16 protein-coding genes are annotated in these 18,657 nt (G+C 56.5%); 11 read left to right on the top strand and 5 right to left on the bottom strand.

The features are described 5' to 3' along the window. Position 1 precedes the first annotated feature (1 nt). The 7 genes from arnC to K6R05_RS19835 all read left to right on the top strand — a co-directional run bounded on the left by arnC (position 2) and on the right by K6R05_RS19835 (position 7,888). A complete protein-coding gene (gene arnC / locus K6R05_RS19865) occupies positions 2-985 on the top strand; it encodes an undecaprenyl-phosphate 4-deoxy-4-formamido-L-arabinose transferase (protein ID WP_222925714.1) in 984 nt (327 codons plus the stop codon). Beyond that, positions 982-2,961 carry a bifunctional UDP-4-amino-4-deoxy-L-arabinose formyltransferase/UDP-glucuronic acid oxidase ArnA gene (arnA, locus tag K6R05_RS19860; protein ID WP_222925713.1) on the top strand — a complete coding sequence of 660 codons (1,980 nt, stop codon included), beginning with the start codon at positions 982-984 and terminating at the stop codon, positions 2,959-2,961. Before arnC ends, arnA begins: the two co-directional genes overlap by 4 nt. After that, positions 2,961-3,863 carry a 4-deoxy-4-formamido-L-arabinose-phosphoundecaprenol deformylase gene (gene arnD / locus K6R05_RS19855; RefSeq protein WP_161736621.1) on the top strand — a complete coding sequence of 301 codons (903 nt, stop codon included), beginning with the start codon at positions 2,961-2,963 and terminating at the stop codon, positions 3,861-3,863. Before arnA ends, arnD begins: the two co-directional genes overlap by 1 nt. Further along, positions 3,863-5,530, top strand: a complete 1,668-nt coding sequence (arnT, locus tag K6R05_RS19850; protein WP_222925712.1) for a lipid IV(A) 4-amino-4-deoxy-L-arabinosyltransferase — start codon at positions 3,863-3,865, stop codon at positions 5,528-5,530. The genes arnD and arnT overlap by 1 nt, the downstream gene beginning before the upstream one ends. Continuing rightward, positions 5,530-5,850 carry a 4-amino-4-deoxy-L-arabinose-phosphoundecaprenol flippase subunit ArnE gene (gene arnE, locus K6R05_RS19845; protein WP_222925711.1) on the top strand — a complete coding sequence of 107 codons (321 nt, stop codon included), beginning with the start codon at positions 5,530-5,532 and terminating at the stop codon, positions 5,848-5,850. Before arnT ends, arnE begins: the two co-directional genes overlap by 1 nt. Next, positions 5,847-6,212 (top strand): 4-amino-4-deoxy-L-arabinose-phosphoundecaprenol flippase subunit ArnF, encoded by a 366-nt coding sequence (arnF, locus tag K6R05_RS19840; RefSeq protein ID WP_161736624.1) that lies wholly within the window; start codon positions 5,847-5,849, stop codon positions 6,210-6,212. Before arnE ends, arnF begins: the two co-directional genes overlap by 4 nt. A gap of 146 nt (positions 6,213-6,358) precedes the next feature. Next, positions 6,359-7,888: a Fic family protein gene (locus K6R05_RS19835; RefSeq protein WP_161736625.1), complete on the top strand. Its 1,530-nt coding sequence runs from the start codon at positions 6,359-6,361 to the stop codon at positions 7,886-7,888. A gap of 37 nt (positions 7,889-7,925) precedes the next feature. Here the strand turns inward: K6R05_RS19835 and K6R05_RS19830 are convergent, their stop codons facing one another. After that, the gene (locus tag K6R05_RS19830; RefSeq protein ID WP_222925710.1) at positions 7,926-8,621 is read right to left on the bottom strand and encodes a haloacid dehalogenase type II; all 696 of its coding nucleotides are present in this window, start codon (positions 8,619-8,621) and stop codon (positions 7,926-7,928) included. A 270-nt stretch (positions 8,622-8,891) separates the two neighbouring features. Here K6R05_RS19830 and K6R05_RS19825 point away from each other — a divergent pair, with 270 nt between their 5' ends. Further along, positions 8,892-9,086 carry a HigA family addiction module antitoxin gene (locus K6R05_RS19825; RefSeq protein ID WP_309568533.1) on the top strand — a complete coding sequence of 65 codons (195 nt, stop codon included), beginning with the start codon at positions 8,892-8,894 and terminating at the stop codon, positions 9,084-9,086. 144 nt (positions 9,087-9,230) lie between these two features. On the opposite strand, the gene K6R05_RS22220 is transcribed toward K6R05_RS19825, so the two are convergent. The 4 genes from K6R05_RS22220 to K6R05_RS19810 all read right to left on the bottom strand — a co-directional run bounded on the left by K6R05_RS22220 (position 9,231) and on the right by K6R05_RS19810 (position 14,198). Then, positions 9,231-9,437 carry a type II toxin-antitoxin system Phd/YefM family antitoxin gene (locus K6R05_RS22220; RefSeq protein ID WP_262390936.1) on the bottom strand — a complete coding sequence of 69 codons (207 nt, stop codon included), beginning with the start codon at positions 9,435-9,437 and terminating at the stop codon, positions 9,231-9,233. A gap of 337 nt (positions 9,438-9,774) precedes the next feature. Next, positions 9,775-10,908: a glutathione-independent formaldehyde dehydrogenase gene (locus K6R05_RS19820; RefSeq protein ID WP_222925709.1), complete on the bottom strand. Its 1,134-nt coding sequence runs from the start codon at positions 10,906-10,908 to the stop codon at positions 9,775-9,777. A gap of 357 nt (positions 10,909-11,265) precedes the next feature. Next, entirely contained in the window at positions 11,266-12,213 is a 948-nt protein-coding gene (locus tag K6R05_RS19815; RefSeq protein ID WP_161736451.1) for a sulfonate ABC transporter substrate-binding protein, read from the bottom strand. 95 nt (positions 12,214-12,308) lie between these two features. Continuing rightward, positions 12,309-14,198 (bottom strand): sigma-54-dependent Fis family transcriptional regulator, encoded by a 1,890-nt coding sequence (locus tag K6R05_RS19810; RefSeq protein WP_161736452.1) that lies wholly within the window; start codon positions 14,196-14,198, stop codon positions 12,309-12,311. A gap of 274 nt (positions 14,199-14,472) precedes the next feature. Between K6R05_RS19810 and ssuD the strand changes: the two genes are divergently transcribed. The 3 genes from ssuD (at position 14,473) to K6R05_RS19795 (ending at position 18,565) form a co-directional block, all read left to right on the top strand. Continuing rightward, positions 14,473-15,645 (top strand): FMNH2-dependent alkanesulfonate monooxygenase, encoded by a 1,173-nt coding sequence (gene ssuD, locus K6R05_RS19805; RefSeq protein ID WP_222925708.1) that lies wholly within the window; start codon positions 14,473-14,475, stop codon positions 15,643-15,645. Positions 15,646-15,671: 26 nt separating this feature from the next. Next, the gene (locus tag K6R05_RS19800) at positions 15,672-17,084 is read left to right on the top strand and encodes an FAD/NAD(P)-binding protein (RefSeq protein ID WP_222925707.1); all 1,413 of its coding nucleotides are present in this window, start codon (positions 15,672-15,674) and stop codon (positions 17,082-17,084) included. A 68-nt stretch (positions 17,085-17,152) separates the two neighbouring features. Next, positions 17,153-18,565, top strand: coding sequence for an LLM class flavin-dependent oxidoreductase (locus K6R05_RS19795; protein ID WP_222925706.1), 1,413 nt, complete (start codon positions 17,153-17,155; stop codon positions 18,563-18,565). The last annotated feature ends 92 nt before the right edge of the window (positions 18,566-18,657 follow it).

The following is an 18,657-nucleotide window of genomic DNA, read 5'->3' as shown; positions in this document are numbered from 1 at the left end:
GATGCGCGATATCAAACCGATCAATGTGCTGTCCGTGGTGATCCCGGTCTATAACGAGCAGGAGAGTTTGCCTGAGCTGCTGCAGCGCACCCGCGCCGCCTGCGACGCCCTCAACCTTGAATATGAAATTCTGCTGGTGGATGACGGCAGCAGTGACCGCTCTGCCGAACTGATTGAACAGGCCGCTACCGTTCCCGGCAGCCGGATAACCGGCGTGCTGCTCAACCGCAACTACGGGCAGCACTCCGCCATCATGGCCGGATTCAGCCAGGTCCGTGGCGATCTGATTGTTACCCTTGATGCCGATCTGCAGAACCCGCCGGAAGAGATCCCGCGGCTGGTCGAGGCTGCGCGTCAGGGGTATGACGTGGTGGGCACCGTCCGGCAACACCGCCAGGACACCTGGTTCCGTCGCAAGGCCTCGCGCACGCTTAACCGCCTGATTCAGCGGGTTACCGGCAAAGCGATGGGAGACTACGGCTGCATGCTGCGCGCCTATCGCCGCCATATCGTCGAAGCGATGCTCAACTGCCACGAACGCAGCACCTTTATTCCGATTCTGGCCAACACCTTTGCCCGTCACACCATCGAGCTGCCGGTGATCCATGCCGAACGGGCTTTTGGCGATTCGAAATACAGCTTTATGCGGCTGATCAATCTGATGTACGACCTGGTGACCTGCCTGACCACCACGCCGCTGCGACTGCTCAGCGTGGTCGGCAGCCTGATTGCGCTCTCCGGCTTTGCCTTCTCGCTGGTGCTCATCGTACTGCGACTCTTTTTTGGTGCGGCCTGGGCGGGTGACGGTGTCTTCGTGTTGTTTGCCGTGCTGTTCATGTTTATCGGCGCCCAGTTTGTGGGTATGGGACTGCTCGGGGAGTACATCGGGCGCATTTATAACGACGTTCGCGCGCGTCCGCGCTATTTCGTTCAACGCATTGTTCAGGCTCCTGAAGAGCCTTCAGTACAGGATACTCAATCATGAAGACCGTTGTTTTCGCCTATCACGACATGGGCTGTGTCGGCATCAATGCCCTGCTGAATGCAGGCTATGAGATCACCGCCATTTTTACGCACAACGACGTGGCGACCGAAAATAACTTTTTCGGCTCGGTAGCCCGCCTGGCGGCAGAACACGGCATTCCGGTCTATGCGCCGGATGAGGCGAATCATCCGATCTGGCTTGACCGCATCCGTACCATGGCACCAGAGATGATCTTCTCCTTCTACTATCGCCATCTGCTGAGCGATGAGATCCTGCAATGCGCTCAGAAGGGGGCCTTTAACCTGCATGGCTCCCTGCTGCCAAAATACCGTGGCCGGGCACCGCTGAACTGGGCGCTGGTCAATGGCGAGCGCGAAACGGGCGTCACGCTGCATCGCATGGTGAAGCGCGCAGATGCCGGTAATATTCTGGCGCAGCAGAAAGTGGCCATTGACGCTCAGGACAACGCGCTGGCGCTGCATCGCAAGCTGACCCAGGCCGCAGAGCAGTTGCTAAGCGACGTCTTGCCTCGCCTGCGTCAGGGTGAAGTCAGTGAGTGGCCACAGGATGAGAGCCAGGCAACCCGCGTGGGCGGTCGCACGGCCGAAGATGGCCGCATTGACTGGAATCAGCCTGCTGAGACAATTCACAACCTGGTCAGAGCGGTCACCGATCCCTGGCCTGGGGCATTCGCCTTTGCCGGTTCGGTTAAATTTATCGTCTGGAAGAGCAGGGTTCATCCGCAGCAGCAGCAGGCAAAACCGGGCACTGTCATCTCTAAACAGCCATTCCTGATCGCCTGTGGCGAAGGCGCACTGGAAATCCAGACCGGACAGTCTGAGCATGGCGTCTATATGAACGGCAGCCAGCTGGCGCAGAGCCTGGGCATGGTGCCAGGTGCGCTGCTCTATTCACAGCCGCAGTCGGTGCTGCAACGCCGTACCCGCGTGCTGATCCTCGGTGTTAACGGCTTTATCGGTAACCATCTCACCGAGCGTTTGTTACAGGATGAACATTTTGAAGTCTACGGCCTGGATATCAGTTCAGACGCTATCAGCCGTTTCCTGGAACATCCGCGTTTTCATTTCGTTGAGGGCGATATCGCTATTCACTCCGAATGGATCGAGTATCACATCAAAAAATGTGACGTCATCCTGCCACTGGTGGCGATCGCGACGCCGATTGAGTACACCCGTAACCCACTGCGCGTGTTTGAACTCGATTTCGAAGAGAACCTGAAAATCATTCGCGACTGTGTGAAGTATCAGAAGCGCATCATTTTCCCGTCCACCTCTGAGGTCTACGGCATGTGTACCGATGCCAGCTTCGATGAGGATTGCTCAAATCTGGTGGTCGGGCCGATCAACAAACAGCGCTGGATCTACTCCGTATCTAAACAGCTGCTGGACCGCGTGATCTGGGCATATGGTGAAAAAGAGGGGCTGCGTTTTACCCTGTTCCGTCCCTTCAACTGGATGGGACCGCGTCTGGATAACCTCAATGCGGCACGCATCGGCAGTTCACGCGCAATTACCCAGCTCATCCTCAATCTGGTAGAAGGCTCGCCGATTAAGCTGATCGATGGCGGCAAACAGAAGCGCTGCTTTACCGATATTCAGGATGGCGTGGAAGCACTGTTCCGCATCATCGAAAACAGGCAGCAGAATTGTGATGGTCAGATCATCAATATCGGTAACCCGGACAACGAAGCCAGCATCAAAGAGCTGGCCGAGCAACTGCTGGAAAGTTTCGAGCGTCATCCGCTGCGCAGCCAGTTTCCGCCGTTTGCCGGTTTCCGGGAAGTGGAGAGCAGCAGCTACTACGGCAAAGGCTATCAGGATGTGGAGCACCGTAAACCGGCTATCCGTAATGCGCGTCGCCTGCTCGGCTGGACACCGACCGTCACGATGGATGTCACTATCGACAACACCCTCGACTTCTTCCTGCGCACCGTCGAGCAACAGGCTGATAAGTGATGAAGAAGATTGGTCTGCGGATTGACGTAGATACCTGGCGCGGCACGAAGCAGGGTGTGCCGGCGCTGCTTGAGCTGTTCCGGCGTCATGCGGTGCGGGGCAGCTTTTTCTTCAGCGTGGGACCAGACAACATGGGCCGTCATCTCTGGCGGCTGGTGAAACCAGCGTTTCTCATGAAGATGCTGCGTTCCCGTGCTGCATCGCTCTATGGCTGGGACATTCTGCTCGCCGGCACGGCCTGGCCGGGAAAGCAGATGGGACGCGGCCTGCGGCAAATCATGCAGGACGCCACCCGTCAGCATGAGGTCGGCCTGCATGCCTGGGACCACTTTGCCTGGCAGACCTGGGCCGGCGTCTGGCCGCAGGACAAGCTGGTTGAGCAGATAGCGCGCGGCACCGAAACGCTGAGTGAAATCCTCGGTCACCCGGTCAGCTGCTCGGCCGTTGCAGGCTGGCGCGCTGATGGCCGGGTCATCGCTGCCAAACAGGACTTTGGCTTTCACTACAACAGCGACTGTCGGGGCAGCGGCCCGTTCCGGCCTCTGCTGCCGGATGGGCAGATCGGCACGGTACAGATTCCGGTGACGCTGCCCACATGGGATGAAGTGGTTGGCCGCGAGGTCAGCGCAGCAGGCTATAACGACTACATTCTGGCGAAGATGCTCGCGTCTGATGAGGGCGCGGTTTACACCATACATGCCGAAGTCGAGGGGATCATCGGCTACCCGGACTTTGACCAGCTGCTGGATGCTGCAGAACGTAACGGTATTCAGTTCTGTCCGTTAGGCGAGCTGCTGCCCGATGATCTCAGCACGTTACCGGTGGGCAGGGTCGTCAGAGGCGAAATTCCCGGACGGGAAGGGTGGCTGGGCTGCCAGAAACTGACTGAAGAGGCGAACTAGTGCGGATACATAACAACACGAAGTGGCTACTTTTTTTCGGCTTTTTTGTTCTCTATTACCTGATCCCACCGATGTTCCGCGACCTCTGGCAACCGGATGAAACCCGTTATGCGGAGATCAGTCGGGAGATGCTGGCCACGGGTAACTGGGTCACGCCGCACTTCTTCGGCCTGCGTTATTTTGAAAAACCGATTGCTGGCTACTGGGTCAATTCGCTGGGTCAGTGGCTGTTCGGTCATAACAACTTTGGCGTGCGGGCAGGAGCGATATTCTCAACGGCGATTACTGCCGCGCTGATCTTCTGGCTCGGCAGGCGGATATTTGGTTCGGCGCGCACCGCCGCTGTCAGTAGCCTGATTTTCCTCAGTTCGCTGCTGGTCTATGGCGTCGGCACCTATGCAGTGCTCGATCCCATGCTGATGCTCTGGCTGGCGGCCGGGATGTGCAGCTTCTGGCTGGCGACGGAGGCCAGCGGACGCGCCGGGCGCGCGGGCGGCTATCTGCTGCTGGGTCTCGCCTGCGGCATGGGATTTATGACCAAAGGCTTTCTGGCGCTGGCAGTGCCTGTGCTGGCGATTCTGCCGTGGGCGATCTGGCGAAAGAGACTTCCGGAGCTGCTCTGCTTCGGGCCAGTGGCGGTGCTTTCAGCCGCAGCGATCAGCGCGCCCTGGGCGCTGGCAATTTATCATCAGGCTCCCGATTTCTGGCACTACTTCTTCTGGATTGAGCATATCCAGCGCTTTGCGGAAAAGAATGCACAACACAAGGCGCCGTTCTGGTATTACCTGCCGGTTCTGCTGCTGGGCACGCTGCCGTGGCTGGCGCTGTTACCGGGTGCATTAATGACCGGCTGGCGCGAGCGTCAGCACCATCCGGGCGCGCTCTTTCTGCTGAGCTGGACGGTCATGCCGCTGCTTTTTTTCAGCCTGGCTAAAGGCAAGCTGCCGACTTATATACTGCCCTGTTTTGTGCCGCTGTCGCTGCTGATGGCGCACTATGGGCTGAACGCCGCCCAGCGTGCAGGGCGCGCTTTAACGGTCAATGGCTGGCTTAACCTGATTTTCGGCATCCTTACTCTGGCAACGGTCCTGCTGGTGCTGGCGCCCTGGAGCGTGACGCATCATCCGCTGTTCGCTACGCATGAGATGCTGAAGCTGGTACTGGGCGCGATGGCATTTCTCATCTGGGGGCTGGTGGGCGCATACAGTTGTCGATCTTCACAACGCCGCTGGCTGGCGGCCGCACTTTGCCCGCTGGGGGTCGCACTGCTTATTGGCGCTGCGATCCCGGATAAAATCCGCGATGCTAAACAGCCGCAGCACTTTGTTGCCACGATTAGCGCGCGTCTGGCCTCCAGCCGCTTTATCCTGGCGGACAATCCTGGCGTAGCCTCTGCGGCAGCCTGGCATTTGCAACGCAGCGATATCGGTTTCTATGACACTAAAGGCGAGCTGGAATATGGGCTGAGCTACCCGGATGCGCAGTCCCGCTTTGTCTCTCAGGCTGACTTTGGCGGCTGGCTTGCTGACCATCGCCGTATCGGAAGCGTGTCGCTGATGTTGCTGGTCGACTCGGTGCACAGCGATATCGGTGAGGATGTGCCGGTGCCCGATGCGGTCTATCGTCAGGGCAGGCTGGTCTGCCTCTATTACGGTCAGATGAAGTAATGCTGCTGCTGATTGTGCTGGTGAGTCTGCTCAGCTGCAGCGCGCAGCTGTGCCAGAAACAGGCGACCCACGCGACTTCGCGCCGAATTCGCTTAAGCTGGATTGGCATGAGCGTGCTGCTGTTAGGCGTTGCGATGCTCCTCTGGCTGCTGGTACTGCAGCGGGTGCCGGTGAGTCAGGCCTATCCCATGCTGAGCCTGAACTTCATTTTCGTTGCGCTGGCCGGGCGCATCCTCTGGCGCGAACGGTTAACGCTGCGCCAGATTGCCGGCACGCTGCTGGTGGTGACGGGTGTGGCGCTGATGGCGAGTCAGCTATGAAAGGGTATGGATGGGTCGCCTGCAGCGTGCTGCTGGTCTCAGCGGCACAGCTGATGATGCGCTGGGCGATGCCGCGGCTGCCCGATGCCAGCAGCATTGTGTCTCTGCCTGCTGTTGCCATACTGCCCGCCTTGCTGCTGCTGGCCGGGCTGGGCGCGTATGGTGTCTCGATGCTTTGCTGGATTCGCGCGCTGCACTATTTTCCGCTGAATCGGGTCTATCCGCTGCTCAGCCTGAGTTACGTGCTGGTCTGGCTGGTGGCGGTCTGCGTGCCGGTATTCCATGAGGCGTTCAGCTGGCATAGCCTGGCGGGCGTAGCGATTATTGTTATCGGGCTGCTGTGCATTGTGGTTAAGCCCTGAACAGATAAGTTAGCGTTTCCGCATCATAAATCATTGTTATTATTGTTTTCGGGCAAAAATTAATGTCGCCATGATAGGCATATTAGCGTTTTAGTGTTAAAAATCCTTTTTGTTATCGTTTTCGGGCAACGGATAAAGGATTCATTATGCTGGTCGGCTTTAGCGCACTGCGCGAACGTTATGCTATCCAACTGGCGCAGCCATTACGCGTTAAGTCAGCTATTGGAACGGTACGCTCTCATCATGACAGCCAGGGCCAGGTTGAAAATCATTATCCACCTGGCTATCAACCGGAAGATGATTTTGCCGGTCACTTTGCCTTTGGTCTCAAGTACGAAGAGATTCACCTGGAGTTTTTTGCCCGCCTGTTTACCGCTGTCGGCCCGGAACCGCTGGAGGCGTGGTGCCGTCAGGAGCCGTTCGGACAGTATGCGCGACGGGCTGGCTTTCTCTATGAATGGCTGACCGGCAACACGCTGCAGGTACCGGATGTCACCAATGGAGGTTATATTGAGGCCATTTCATCCAAAGCCTATCTGACCCGAACGACAGTAAAGCGCGTCAGACGCTGGCGCATCAATGATAACCTGCCAGGATCGGTGGATTTCTGCCCGCTGGTACGCAGGACCGCGGCCGTTGAGCAGGCGCTTACGTTCGATCTCAATGATGCCTTAAACGATCTGGATAACGCCTTTGGCGCAGACATTCTGATGCGCACTGCCAGCTGGCTGACATTTAAAGAGTCGCGCGCCAGTTTTCTCATTGAGAAAGAGTCGGATCAGGGCGACCGCATTCAGCGGTTTGCTCACGTTATTGCGCAGTATTGCGGACAGCTTGACGATTCGCTCAGTGATAGCAGCCTGCATACCATACAGCAGGGCATTCTTGGCCAGGACGCACTGGGACTGGGCCTGCGCCGCTCACCCGTGTTTGTCGGGCAGTCGACAATGCGTGAGGATATCGTCCACTATATTGCGCCGCACTATGATGATGTTCCTCGCTTCATGCAGGGCCTGAAAGCCTTTGACCTGGCGACGCGGGGTGCCGCGCCACTGGCCCGTGCCGCGGTTATTGCGTTTGGCTTCGTCTATATCCACCCGATGCGTGATGGCAATGGCCGCATCCACCGATTTTTAATCAATGACACGCTGATTCGTGACGGAGCGATACCGGATGGGGTCATCCTGCCGGTCTCAGCCACCATCACCAGTTCGATGGATTTTCGGGTCGGCTACGATCGCACGCTGGACGTGTTCTCGAAACGGCTGATGCGGCGCTATGCGGGCTGCTATCGGTTTGGCGAACTGAAAACCTATGAAGATGACACGCTGAGCAACTTCAGTTTCAGCGAGTATGAGGATGCCCGGTTCGCCTGGCGCTATCCCGACTTAACCGAGCATGTGCTTTATACCTGCAAAGTTATAGAGCATACCGTCAGAAAAGAGATGGCTGATGAAGCGCGCGTATTGGTGATATTTCAGCGTGCACAGCAGCGTCTGAAGGACGTCGTTGAAATGCCCGATCAGGACGCGAGTCGCATTATTCGCTCGCTGAAGGAAAATGGCTGGCAGATCTCTGGCAAGCTTAAAAAAGCGTTTCCGGTGCTGGACGATACGACGCTGTCCGGGCGCATCGTGGAAGCGGTCAGAGCGGCGTTTGAGACCCAGGCAGACTGACTGCCTGGGTTTTACCGGGAATCACTGAGCACTATGCTTAGCCGGGCAGTTTAAGCTGTGCGGCCAGCGCCTGGATATCGCTGACGATCAAATCAGGTGCAGGTGCCAGCGGATAAGGTACCTGTCCGTGACGCCTGACAAAGGCAGTTTTCATGCCTGCCCGTTTTGCGCCGCCCACATCCCAGCCATGCGCCGCCACCATCATGCACTCAGACACGGGTTTGCCCATCTCCTCCATTGCCCACTGATAAACTCTCAGGTCGGGCTTATAAATCTGAACCTCCTCCACGCTGAGAATGCGAGTGAACAGCGGTCCCAGTCCGGCTGAGCTGAGTTGTTTTTCAGCCAGCGCGGCAGAGGAGTTGGTCAGCGCAACCAGCGTAAAACTCTGCTGCTTCAGGGCCGTCAGTCCTGCGGCAACGTCAGGATGGGCGGGCATGGCGGCGATAATGTCAGCCAGCGGCGTCGCGTCAGCTGGCAGAGTGACGCCGTAACGCGCAGCGGTCATCTTCAGTACCGCTTCGGCAATATCACCAAAGCTGTGCCAGCTGCCGGTCACTGACTCGACCAGTGAATGATGCAACAGTGAGGTAAACCAGGCCTCGGCGCGCTCCGGCCTGTTGCCAAGCCGCTGCGCGACAGCATGGTTCAGTTCGGTAGTGGACAAAAGGGTTTCATTCACATCGAAAAACAGGGTGCCGCTATAGGGTTTGGGGCTGCTAATGTTGCTCATTGGGCCTCCGGTAGATCGGACGAGTGTGATTGTGAGGCGTTTGGGCGCTGATTGAAGGTAGGACATTGAGGAAGATTGCTCAAGGTGTGGAGGCAGCGATAGGGTTGAAGGTAGATTAGCAAAACCAGGTGTAATTCAAGCCTGAAAACAGAGCGCATAATACTAATTATGTTAAATAATACATAATTGTTACGGGAAAGGGGCGCATTACTTTTAGTTTAAAAACGGTAACGCCTGGATTCTAAATTATGAGGACTATCGCTAAAGACAATGCCTAATCCCCCACACGCAGGTGAAGTTATTTCCGACATCATGGAAGATCTCGACAATGGAATCAGGGAGTTGGCTCGTGCTTTGGCTATTGCACCCTCTACAGCATCAGGAATGGTTTCTGGTATCACCGCTGCAACGCCTGAGATGGCTATCAAACTGGCTGCTGTTATCGGCAGTACACCTGAGATGTAGCTTCGAATTCAGGTTGCCTATGACCTTGATCGGACGGCTAAAACAGTGGATTTGTCGGTGTTGAATAGCAGTTACAAGCCCGAACCATTGCAAAACACGAACCAGCCGTATCTTACTGATGCGATTGAGTATCGAAGATATAACTCACAAAAGCTGATCCAGAACGACATCAAGCAGAGGCTGGTTGCTGCGTTCGTGGACCAGTTTAACCAGTTCATTATCGTCAAGGGCATCAGGTATCAGTTCGTAAAGCTCTGCCGGGACGCAATAAAATGCAGGCTGATTTTGGTGGAGTATTGCGACCGGATAACCCTTCCCTGCTTTAACAATGGCAATGGGATCGCTTTTCAGCGCCTCTGTGCGGGCACGGGTATCGCAAAACTATGTATGACATAACCCCTCCAGGGCTACCTGACAGCGTTTTATCGTATCAGCATGAGGCACTGTTAATCAGCCACGGCATGTTCAGAACCCGTTGAAACTGATGTGTTCTTTATCAAAAAAGCTAAACGCTAAATCATTCTGCAAAGAGCCGTTCGATTTGATTTGCAAAACGCCCCGGCGCTTTCACCTCGCCTCTTTCTCATAAGAGTCATAACACACGCTGAAAGCATCAAACCACAGACAGGCTTTTAGTTCTCCTTCTCATTTCCGCCTGAATGTGGCTTATGCGGCTATGGCTCACGATTCAGGGTTTCAGAATAACTTTTGTCCAGCCATTATCACGATCGTCAAAATGCTTATAGCCTTCGGGAGCATCTGCCAGTGCAAGACGATGTGAGATGATCTGCGCCGGATTAGCTCTGCCCTGATGGATAAGCCTGGCGAGCTGGCGGTTGTAGGCTTTCACGTTACACTGGCCGGTTTTCATTGACTGACCTTTAAACCAGAACGTACCAAAATCGAACGGCACTTTACCCTCTTTAGCCAGCTCAGTTGCACCGCCGGGATCCTGAGGAACAAAAACGCCTACCGTACCAATCCCGCCCGTGGCCTTAGTTGATGCAACAAGGCTGTTCAGCGTGGCGGAGTTGTCCTCATGGCCATGTTTATTGCAGCACTGATAACCCACGCACTCGCAACCGCAATCCGTGCCGCGCCCATCGGTGAGTTCGAGGATTTTATTGACCGCCTCATCGCCCACGCCATTGATCGCCACTGCACCAATCTGTTCGGCTAACGCCAGTCTGTCAGGATGGGTATCGACCACAAAGACCTGTGATGCGCCTTTAATCATGGCCGAATGTGCCGCCATTAAGCCAACCGGGCCAGCACCGTAAATGGCAACACTCTCGCCAGGGCGTAATCCTGCCAGCTCCGTGGCATGCCAGCCGGTAGGGAAGATGTCGGACAGCATAACGTAGTCTTCCTCCTTTTCTGCCGCATCCGGCGGCAGTACCAGGCAGTTAAAGTCAGCAAAGGGAACACGAAGTAACTCCGCCTGACCACCCTCCCATTCGCCCATCTCCGCAAAGCCATAGGCGGCACCGGCCGTACCCGGATTTGCCGTGAGACAGTAACCGGTTAACCCTTTCTCGCAGTTTTCACAGAAGCCGCAGCCGATATTAAAGGGCAGGCAGACATAATCACCGACTTTAATCCGCTCTACACCGCTACCGATTTCAACAACCTGGCCCAGATTCTCATGGCCGAAGATGCGACCCTGCTCGAAGCTGGTTCGCCCTTCGTACATATGTAAGTCAGAACCGCAGATATTGGTGGTGGTAATACGGACAATCACATCGGTGGGACGAACGATTTTCGGATCCGGAACGTCTTTGACTGAAACGTCAAAAGGTCCGTTATAGACAACTGCTTTCATAATGTTTACCTCACGGGCATGATCAGTTTTGAGGGTGGCGACTGCATGATGCATTGCTGACGCGTACCCTCTTCGTGATGCTGCTTTTCAATCAACGGGCGTAATTGAATGCGTAAGTGTAGAACAGATTATGAAGCAGGCTGCTAACATTAACATCGTGTAACTCTATGAAATATAAACACCGCTTCGCTAAATTCCCTTTTGTCTTCCCCGCCTTTCTGCTTATCCTCACCCTGCTGTAATGCTACGGACCTATTACCGGAAAGAGATTAGCAAGGCCGCCTGTTGCTATTTAGAGAGACTGATTATCAGATGTCAGACGAAGCTTATCCGGATAAATATTCGCCTGATGCTTGCCTACTTCTTATCCTGCGACCACGTCGCGCTGCGGATATCGACTTTCACCGGCAACAGACCAATCCGGGTAAAGGTATCTGCCAGCGCCTGCTGCTGGGTGAAGACGTCTGGCGTCATCCGCTCTGCGCCAAACGGCATCCTTGCCAGGGCGCGCTGCCAGATCGGCTGCGGCAGACCGGTTGAGGTGGACATGATTTTTGCTGCCTCTTCCTGATTTTGATTAGCCCACTGACTCAGCGAACCCAGCTCATCCACCACCTCAGTGGCGATTTGAGGATAAGTTTCTGCGAACTTGCGGCTGGCAAGGTAGAAGGTGTAGTGCGGCACCAGCCCTTCGGCATTTTTAAGCAGCCGCGCATGGGCGTTGGTTTCCACTTCGGCGTAGTAGGGATCCCAGATGACCCAGGCATCTACCGCGCCGCGCTGGAAAGCGGCGCGCGCATCCGCAGGTGGCAGATAGACTGGCGTAATGTCTTTATAAGTCAGCCCTGCCTGCTCCAGCGCGGTGACCAGCAGATAGTTAACGTCAGAACCTTTATTCAGCGCCACACGCTTGCCTTTGAGATCCGCCACGCTTTTAATTGGCGAGTCTGCGGGCACCACAATCGCTTCGGTTTTAGGGTTAGCAGGCGAGTGTCCCAGATAAACCAGATCGGCCTGCGCTGCCTGAGCGAATGTCGGTGGCGCGTCGCCGGTAGCGGCCAGATCGATACTGCCGATGTTTAAGCCTTCCAGCATCTGCGGTCCGGCCGGGAACTCAATCCAGTGCACCGCAATACCCTGCTTTTTTAATTCCTGATCCAGCGTGCCGCGATACTTCAGCAGCGCAAAGATATTGGCTTTCTGAAAACCGATGTTCACTGTCTCGGGTTTCTCTGCTGCCTGGGTGTTGAACGCGAAACCCGCCTGGGCGGCAATAATCAAAGCGCTGAGTAAAACTTGTTTCATCTCTCATTCCTGAGTCTGTTTGTTGTCTGCGCAACATAACAAACGCGGGTTGAAGCGCTTAGCGATGAAATGTTCGATGCTTAGCTAAAAAAACGCTATGGATGCCAGACCGACTCGCGTACGCGAATGGCGCGACTGAATAACCCCAGCGCATAGAAGCGGTCCGCGATGGTCTGCTGTTCCCGGATAATGGCCAGGTTCATTCTCTGGGTCTGATGGCTGCGCCGGGCTAAGGCGTGCATCAGTGAGGTGGCAGAGATGCCGAGTTCCGTGGAGAGCAGCCCGGCAGCTTCAGCACGATGCGCATCAATGTAGCGGCCGGTCTGCTCGAGCGCGTTAAGCAGAACCTGTAACAGATCGCCAGAGTGCGTCGCAAATCCGCGCTCAGCCAGGTAAAACTGATGGTTATTGACCCGGCCAGTGCCATCCGCAATTACCCTGAACTCTCCGCTGTTCTCCGCATCGCTGAGTAACGGATCCCACATCATCCAGGCATCCACCGCGTTGAGATCGCTGGGCGTCAGCGGATATTTAGGTGGGGCATAGACAATGCGCACATCATCCAGCGCTAAACCCGCCTCATCCAGAATCTGCAATAACAGATAGTGAACGTTGGAACCGCGATTCACGGCGATGCGTTTGCCCCGGAGATCGCCAATCTGCTGAACCGGGCTGCTCTTCGGAACCAGCAGCGCCACGCTCTGCGGGGCGGCAGGTTCCCAGGCGACATAGACCATCGGACTATTGCTGGCCTGTGCAAACAAGGGGGGGACTTCACCAGTAGTTCCGAAATCGATCTCCTTATTGCTCAGCGCATGCAGAAGCTGGGGACCCGCAGGAAACTCACTCCACATGACGCTGACGCCCTGCCCGGCCAGCTGCTGTTCCAGCGACTGGCGGGCTTTCAGGATGCCAAGGTTGCCAAATTTCTGATAACCAATACGCAGTTCCCGCTCCCGCTCAGGCTGCTGACCAGGAGCAGCATCGCGCTGACGCACTGAACCGCGGCGCGGTTTAATCACCCCCAGATGCCCCAGCTGCGTGCGCAATGTATGTCGGCTGATACCCAGCAGCGCGGCCGCCTGTAACTGATTACCCTGGGTGAGTTCCAGCGCATTTTTTACCAGCGCAGCAATTACCCGCGGATAGAGCGGCGTGTCACTCTGCTGCATCTGCTGGCGTAAAAACTGATCCAGTGCCTCCTCTCCCTGCGGCAGATCGCTCCCCGCAAGAGGGCTTAGCCGCAGCTGCTGGGGCGTGACCAGTGAGGTTTTGCTGAGCAGCACGGCGTTGTGCAGCGTGTTCTCCAGTTCACGGATGTTGCCCGGCCAGCTGTAGTTCATCAACACCGTCATGGCTTCATCGCTGAGGCGAAGCTGAGGACGACCAAGACGGCGCGCATAGAGCTGCAGGAAGTGACTGGCCAGCACCGGAATATCTTCGCAGCGCTGACGCAGCGGCGGCAGTGTGACGCTGGCCACATTCAGCCGATAGTAAAGGTCTTCCCGGAATCGCCGCTCACGAATTGCCATCACCAGATCCCGGTTGGTCGCGGCAATGACCCGCACATTGACTTTTACTGGCCTGGAGGATCCCACGCGGGTGATCTCACGCTCCTGCAGCACGCGTAGCAGCTTCACCTGCAGCGACGGGCTTAGCTCACCAATCTCATCCAGCAGCAGCGTGCCGCCCTCTGCCGCCTCAAACCAGCCACGATGTTTATCCTGTGCGCCGGTAAAGGCGCCTTTCTCATGACCAAACAGCTCCGACTCCGCCAGGCTCTCGGTAAGTGCGCCGCAGTTAACGGCCAGAAAAGGCTGTCGGCTGCGCGCACTGTGATGATGCAGGTAGCGCGCCATCACCTCTTTGCCGGTGCCGGTTTCGCCAATAATTAATACGGTTGCATCGGTGGGCGCGAGCTGATCCAGCACGCTTTTAAAGGCGCGTGATGCGGGGTCAATTAACTCAGGGCTGGCTATCTGCATCTTTTTTACCGGGTGAGCAGGAAAGTCATGACCATACCGCGCCGCTGACGCTGAAACGAGAGCTGAAACACACCAGGTTGTTGCCGATGCAGCAGAGTACAACTCCTTCTGTTGCGAATGCAGCAGATTAACATCTGCCATCAAAATGATAAATCATTGAATTTTAAAAATAAAATTATTTAACCGCACTGGCACGCATCCTGCTTAGGGCTATATAACCAAAGGGATTAACCCTATGTGATAAATTCGAATATCGTTATAAAGGAATCTGCTAATGAGCCATGCGACACAGGAAAATCCCAACCTCTTCTGGTTTCTGCCTACTCACGGCGACGGGCGCTATCTGGGTACCACCGAAGGCGGCAGAGCAGTCGATTTACCCTATTTACAGCAGGTTGCGCTGGCGGCAGATAATCTGGGCTACTACGGTGTGTTAATCCCGACCGGTAAAAGCTGCGAGGATTCATGGCTGGTCGCCTCGGCACTGGCACCGATCACCAAAAAGCTGCGCTATTTAGTGGCCGTGCGTCCCGGCCTGCAACCGCCCAGCCTGGCGGCGCGCATGGCGGCAACGCTGGACCGTCTTTCCGGCGGCCGGTTGCTGATCAACGTGGTCACGGGTGGCGATCCGGTGGAGAACAAAGGTGATGGCATCTTCCTGAGTCATGAAGAGCGCTATCAGGTGACCAAAGAGTTTCTTGAGGTTTACTCCCGCCTGCTGAAAGGCGAGAAGGTAGACTTTGAAGGTGAGCATATTCGCGTGGAAGGCGCTGAGATCCTCTTCCCGCCAGTGCAGGAAGACGGTCCGCCACTCTATTTCGGTGGTTCGTCGGAGGCAGCTATCGATATTGCGGCAAATCAGATCGACACCTATCTGACGTGGGGCGAGCCGGTTGAACAGGTCGCGGAGAAGCTGGCGGTGGTTCGTCAGCGGGCGCAGGAGAAGGGCCGTACGCTCTCTTATGGCATCCGCTTGCATGTCATAGTACGTGAAACGGAAGAGGAAGCCTGGGCGGCGGCCGATCGGCTGATTTCTCACCTGGATGAAGAAACTATCGCCGCCGCGCAGAAAATCTTTGCCCGCATGGACTCCACCGGTCAGGCGCGGATGAGTGCCCTGCATCAGGGGTCGCGTGAGAGCCTGCGCATCGGTCCCAATCTCTGGGCGGGCGTTGGCCTGGTGCGCGGCGGTGCAGGAACTGCGCTGGTCGGCAATCCGCAGCAGGTTGCCGATCGCATCCGGGAGTATCAGGCACTGGGCATTGAGAACTTTATCTTCTCCGGCTATCCGCATCTTGAAGAGGCACACCGCTTTGCTGAGCTGGTAATGCCGTTGTTGCCGCTGGCCGCCAACGCCGAAAAGAAACAGCGCAGCGTCAACACCGGTCCGTTTGGTGAAACCATCGGCGGCGACCGTCGCCCGGCTAAACAGACCAGCGCCAGCTAGTCAGTTAACAGGAAAAAGGCTCGCTTATGTCACAACAGCAGATTGTCATTATCGGCGGCGGGTTCACCGGCACCGCGCTGGCGATCCATCTGGCCCGGGCTGGCCAGGCGGGGTTGCAGGTGACGGTAATTGAACCCCGCGCGCAGCTGGCGCAGGGCGTGGCATACGGCACCACCGATCCAGCTCACCGCATTAATGTGCCGGCCACCAGAATGCAGCTTGCCGGTGATGAAGAAGGGGCATTTGATTGCGACTATCGCGCCTCTCCTGCTTTTAACAACGACCCGGAGGCACTGTGGCATGACGACAACGTCTACCCGCAGCGTGGTGAGTTCGGGCGCTGGGTCAATGCGCAGTTTGTGCATCAGCAGCAGCATTCGCCGGTAAAACTGAGTCATCTGCGTGACAGAGCGGTTGCCTTTAAGAATGGCGTGGTGACCACGGCCTCCGGGCAGCAAATTCATGCCGATCAGGTAGTGCTGGCGATCAGCCATCCCCCACCGGATCTGCCTGCTCTGCTGAAGCCGCTACAGGGCCATCCGGCTTTGATTGCTAATCCCTGGCAGCGCGATGCGCTGGCTCAGGTGGCTCCTGACGACAGGGTCGCGATTATCGGTTCAGGATTGACGATGTCTGACGTGGTGGCCTCGCTGCATCGCCAGCAGCACCGTGGAAAGATTACCGTCTTCTCCCGTCGTGGCCAGCTGCCGCGTGCCAATCTGAGTGGCAACAATGAGACTTACGCCCTGGATTTCAGTCAGCCGCAACCTGCTACCGCGCGCGGCTGGTTGCATCGTGTGCGACAGGAAGTTAAACAGGCGGCGGCGCTGAATCTGCCCTGGCAGCTGGTGCTGGATGATATTCGCCGTAACGGTCAGCGCATCTGGCAGAGTCTGTCGCTGCACGAGCAGCAGCGCTTTCTGCATCATCTCCGTCCCTGGTGGGATGTTCATCGCTATCGTATTGCGCCACAGGTGAGCCAGGTTCTCAGCCAGCAGCAGGCCAGCGGTCAGCTGAATCTGCTGGCGGCGCGCCTTATCGCCGCTGAATCGGGTGGCGCAACGCTCCGGCTGACGCTGCGCCTGCGTGGTGCGCAATCACACATGCTGGAGGTGGAGAAAGTCCTTGTCACCACCGGCCCTGCACACAACGCGCTGCTTAACAGCAATGCGCTGCTGCGTCAGCTCCATGGCGATGGCGTGATCCAGCCTGACTCGCTGGCGCTGGGGATCCAGGTTAATGCGCTGTCTCAGACGCTGAATGTGAACGGTGAAGCTAATCCCGGACTGTATGTTGCCGGGCCTGCCGCACGGGGTCGTTTTGGCGAGCTGATGGGATTACCGCAGGTGGCGGAACATGCCGAGTCCGTTGCACGACAGCTCCTCGCCGCCCCGCCGCTACCCTTCAGCGAGCGATGTCCCGACTCACTCACCTACTGAATCTTCCTTATAAAACACACATTAAAAGGTGGGCGGCAAGCGATTGCCGTATCCGCTCAGGAGTCGCTATGTCATCGCAACGTGAAATTCGCCTGAATGCTTTCGATATGAACTGTGTCGGTCATCAGTCACCCGGCTTATGGGCGCATCCCCGCGACCGCTCATGGCAGTACAAAGACCTGGCGTACTGGACCGATTTAGCCCGCCTGCTGGAACGCGGTAAATTTGATGGGCTGTTTATTGCTGACGTGCTGGGTGTCTATGACGTGCTCAACGGTAATAACCATGCCGCCATCCGTCAGGCTACACAGGTACCGGTAAACGATCCGCTGGCGTTAATCACGCCGATGGCCATGGTGACGGAACACCTGGGCTTTGGCCTGACCGCCTCGCTGTCGTTTGAACACCCCTACCCGTTTGCGCGGCGAATATCGACCCTGGATCATCTGACCAAAGGCCGTATTGGCTGGAATATTGTCACCTCATATCTGGAAAGTGGTGCGCGCAATATCGGGCATCAGGCTCAGACCGACCACGATGCGCGCTACGACTACGCCGATGAGTATCTGCAGGTTATCTATAAGCTGCTGGAAGGAAGCTGGGAAGACGACGCTGTCCTGCGTGATCGTGAACGTCATATTTTCAGCGACCCCAATAAAATCCATCCGATTAACCATCAGGGAACGTTTTTCCAGGTGCCGGGCATTCATCTTTGCGAGCCGTCACCGCAGCGCACGCCGGTGCTATACCAGGCCGGAGCCTCCAGCCGCGGGAAAGCCTTTGCAGCAGAGCATGCTGAATGTGTATTTGTCGCGGCACCGTCGAAAGTACTGCTGAAGAAAACTGTGGCAGATATTCGCCGCAGGGCCGCTGAGGCGGGACGCGATCCCCGTTCCATACTGATCTTCAATCTGCAGACGGCGATTGTGGGTGAAACCGACCTGGCGGCGCAGGCGAAATGGCAGGAGTACAAACGCTATGTCAGTTACGAAGGCGCGCTGGCGCTGATCTCAGGCTGGACCGGTATCGATTTCGGGCAGTATCAGCCGGATCAGGTGCTAAAACATCTGCACACCAACGCCATTCAGTCGGCGGTTGAGACCTTCTCCACCGCCGACCCCAACCGCCAATGGACGGTGCAGGGTCTGGCAGACTGGGTGGGCATTGGCGGATTTGGTCCGCTGCTGGTGGGCAGCGCCGAAACGGTGGCCGATGAGCTGCAAAGCTGGGTCGAAGAGACAGACGTCGATGGTTTTAACCTCGCCTACGCCGTGACGCACGAAACCTTTACTGACGTGGTGGAACTGCTGGTGCCGGAACTGCAAAAGCGTGGCGTCTACAAGCAGGAGTATCAGCCCGGTACGCTGCGTGAAAAGTTATTTGGCCAGGGGCCGCGGCTGGCGTTGCCGCACCCGGGTGCCGGTTATCGTCGTAACGCTGACGCAGAAACTCGGGTAAATAGCGCTGAAATATCAGGATGAAATCTGCCGGTTAATAGTCTCAGTCATCGCTTAACAGATTTATTAACGGCTGAGAAAAGCGCCGATTTCAGGTCAGGAAAAGAGTAATGCTT

Source organism: Pantoea alfalfae (assembly GCF_019880205.1).
Lineage (GTDB): Bacteria > Pseudomonadota > Gammaproteobacteria > Enterobacterales > Enterobacteriaceae > Pantoea > Pantoea alfalfae.
Note: the sequence above shows the minus strand (reverse complement) of the source record. Positions and strands in the feature narration are given on the sequence as shown.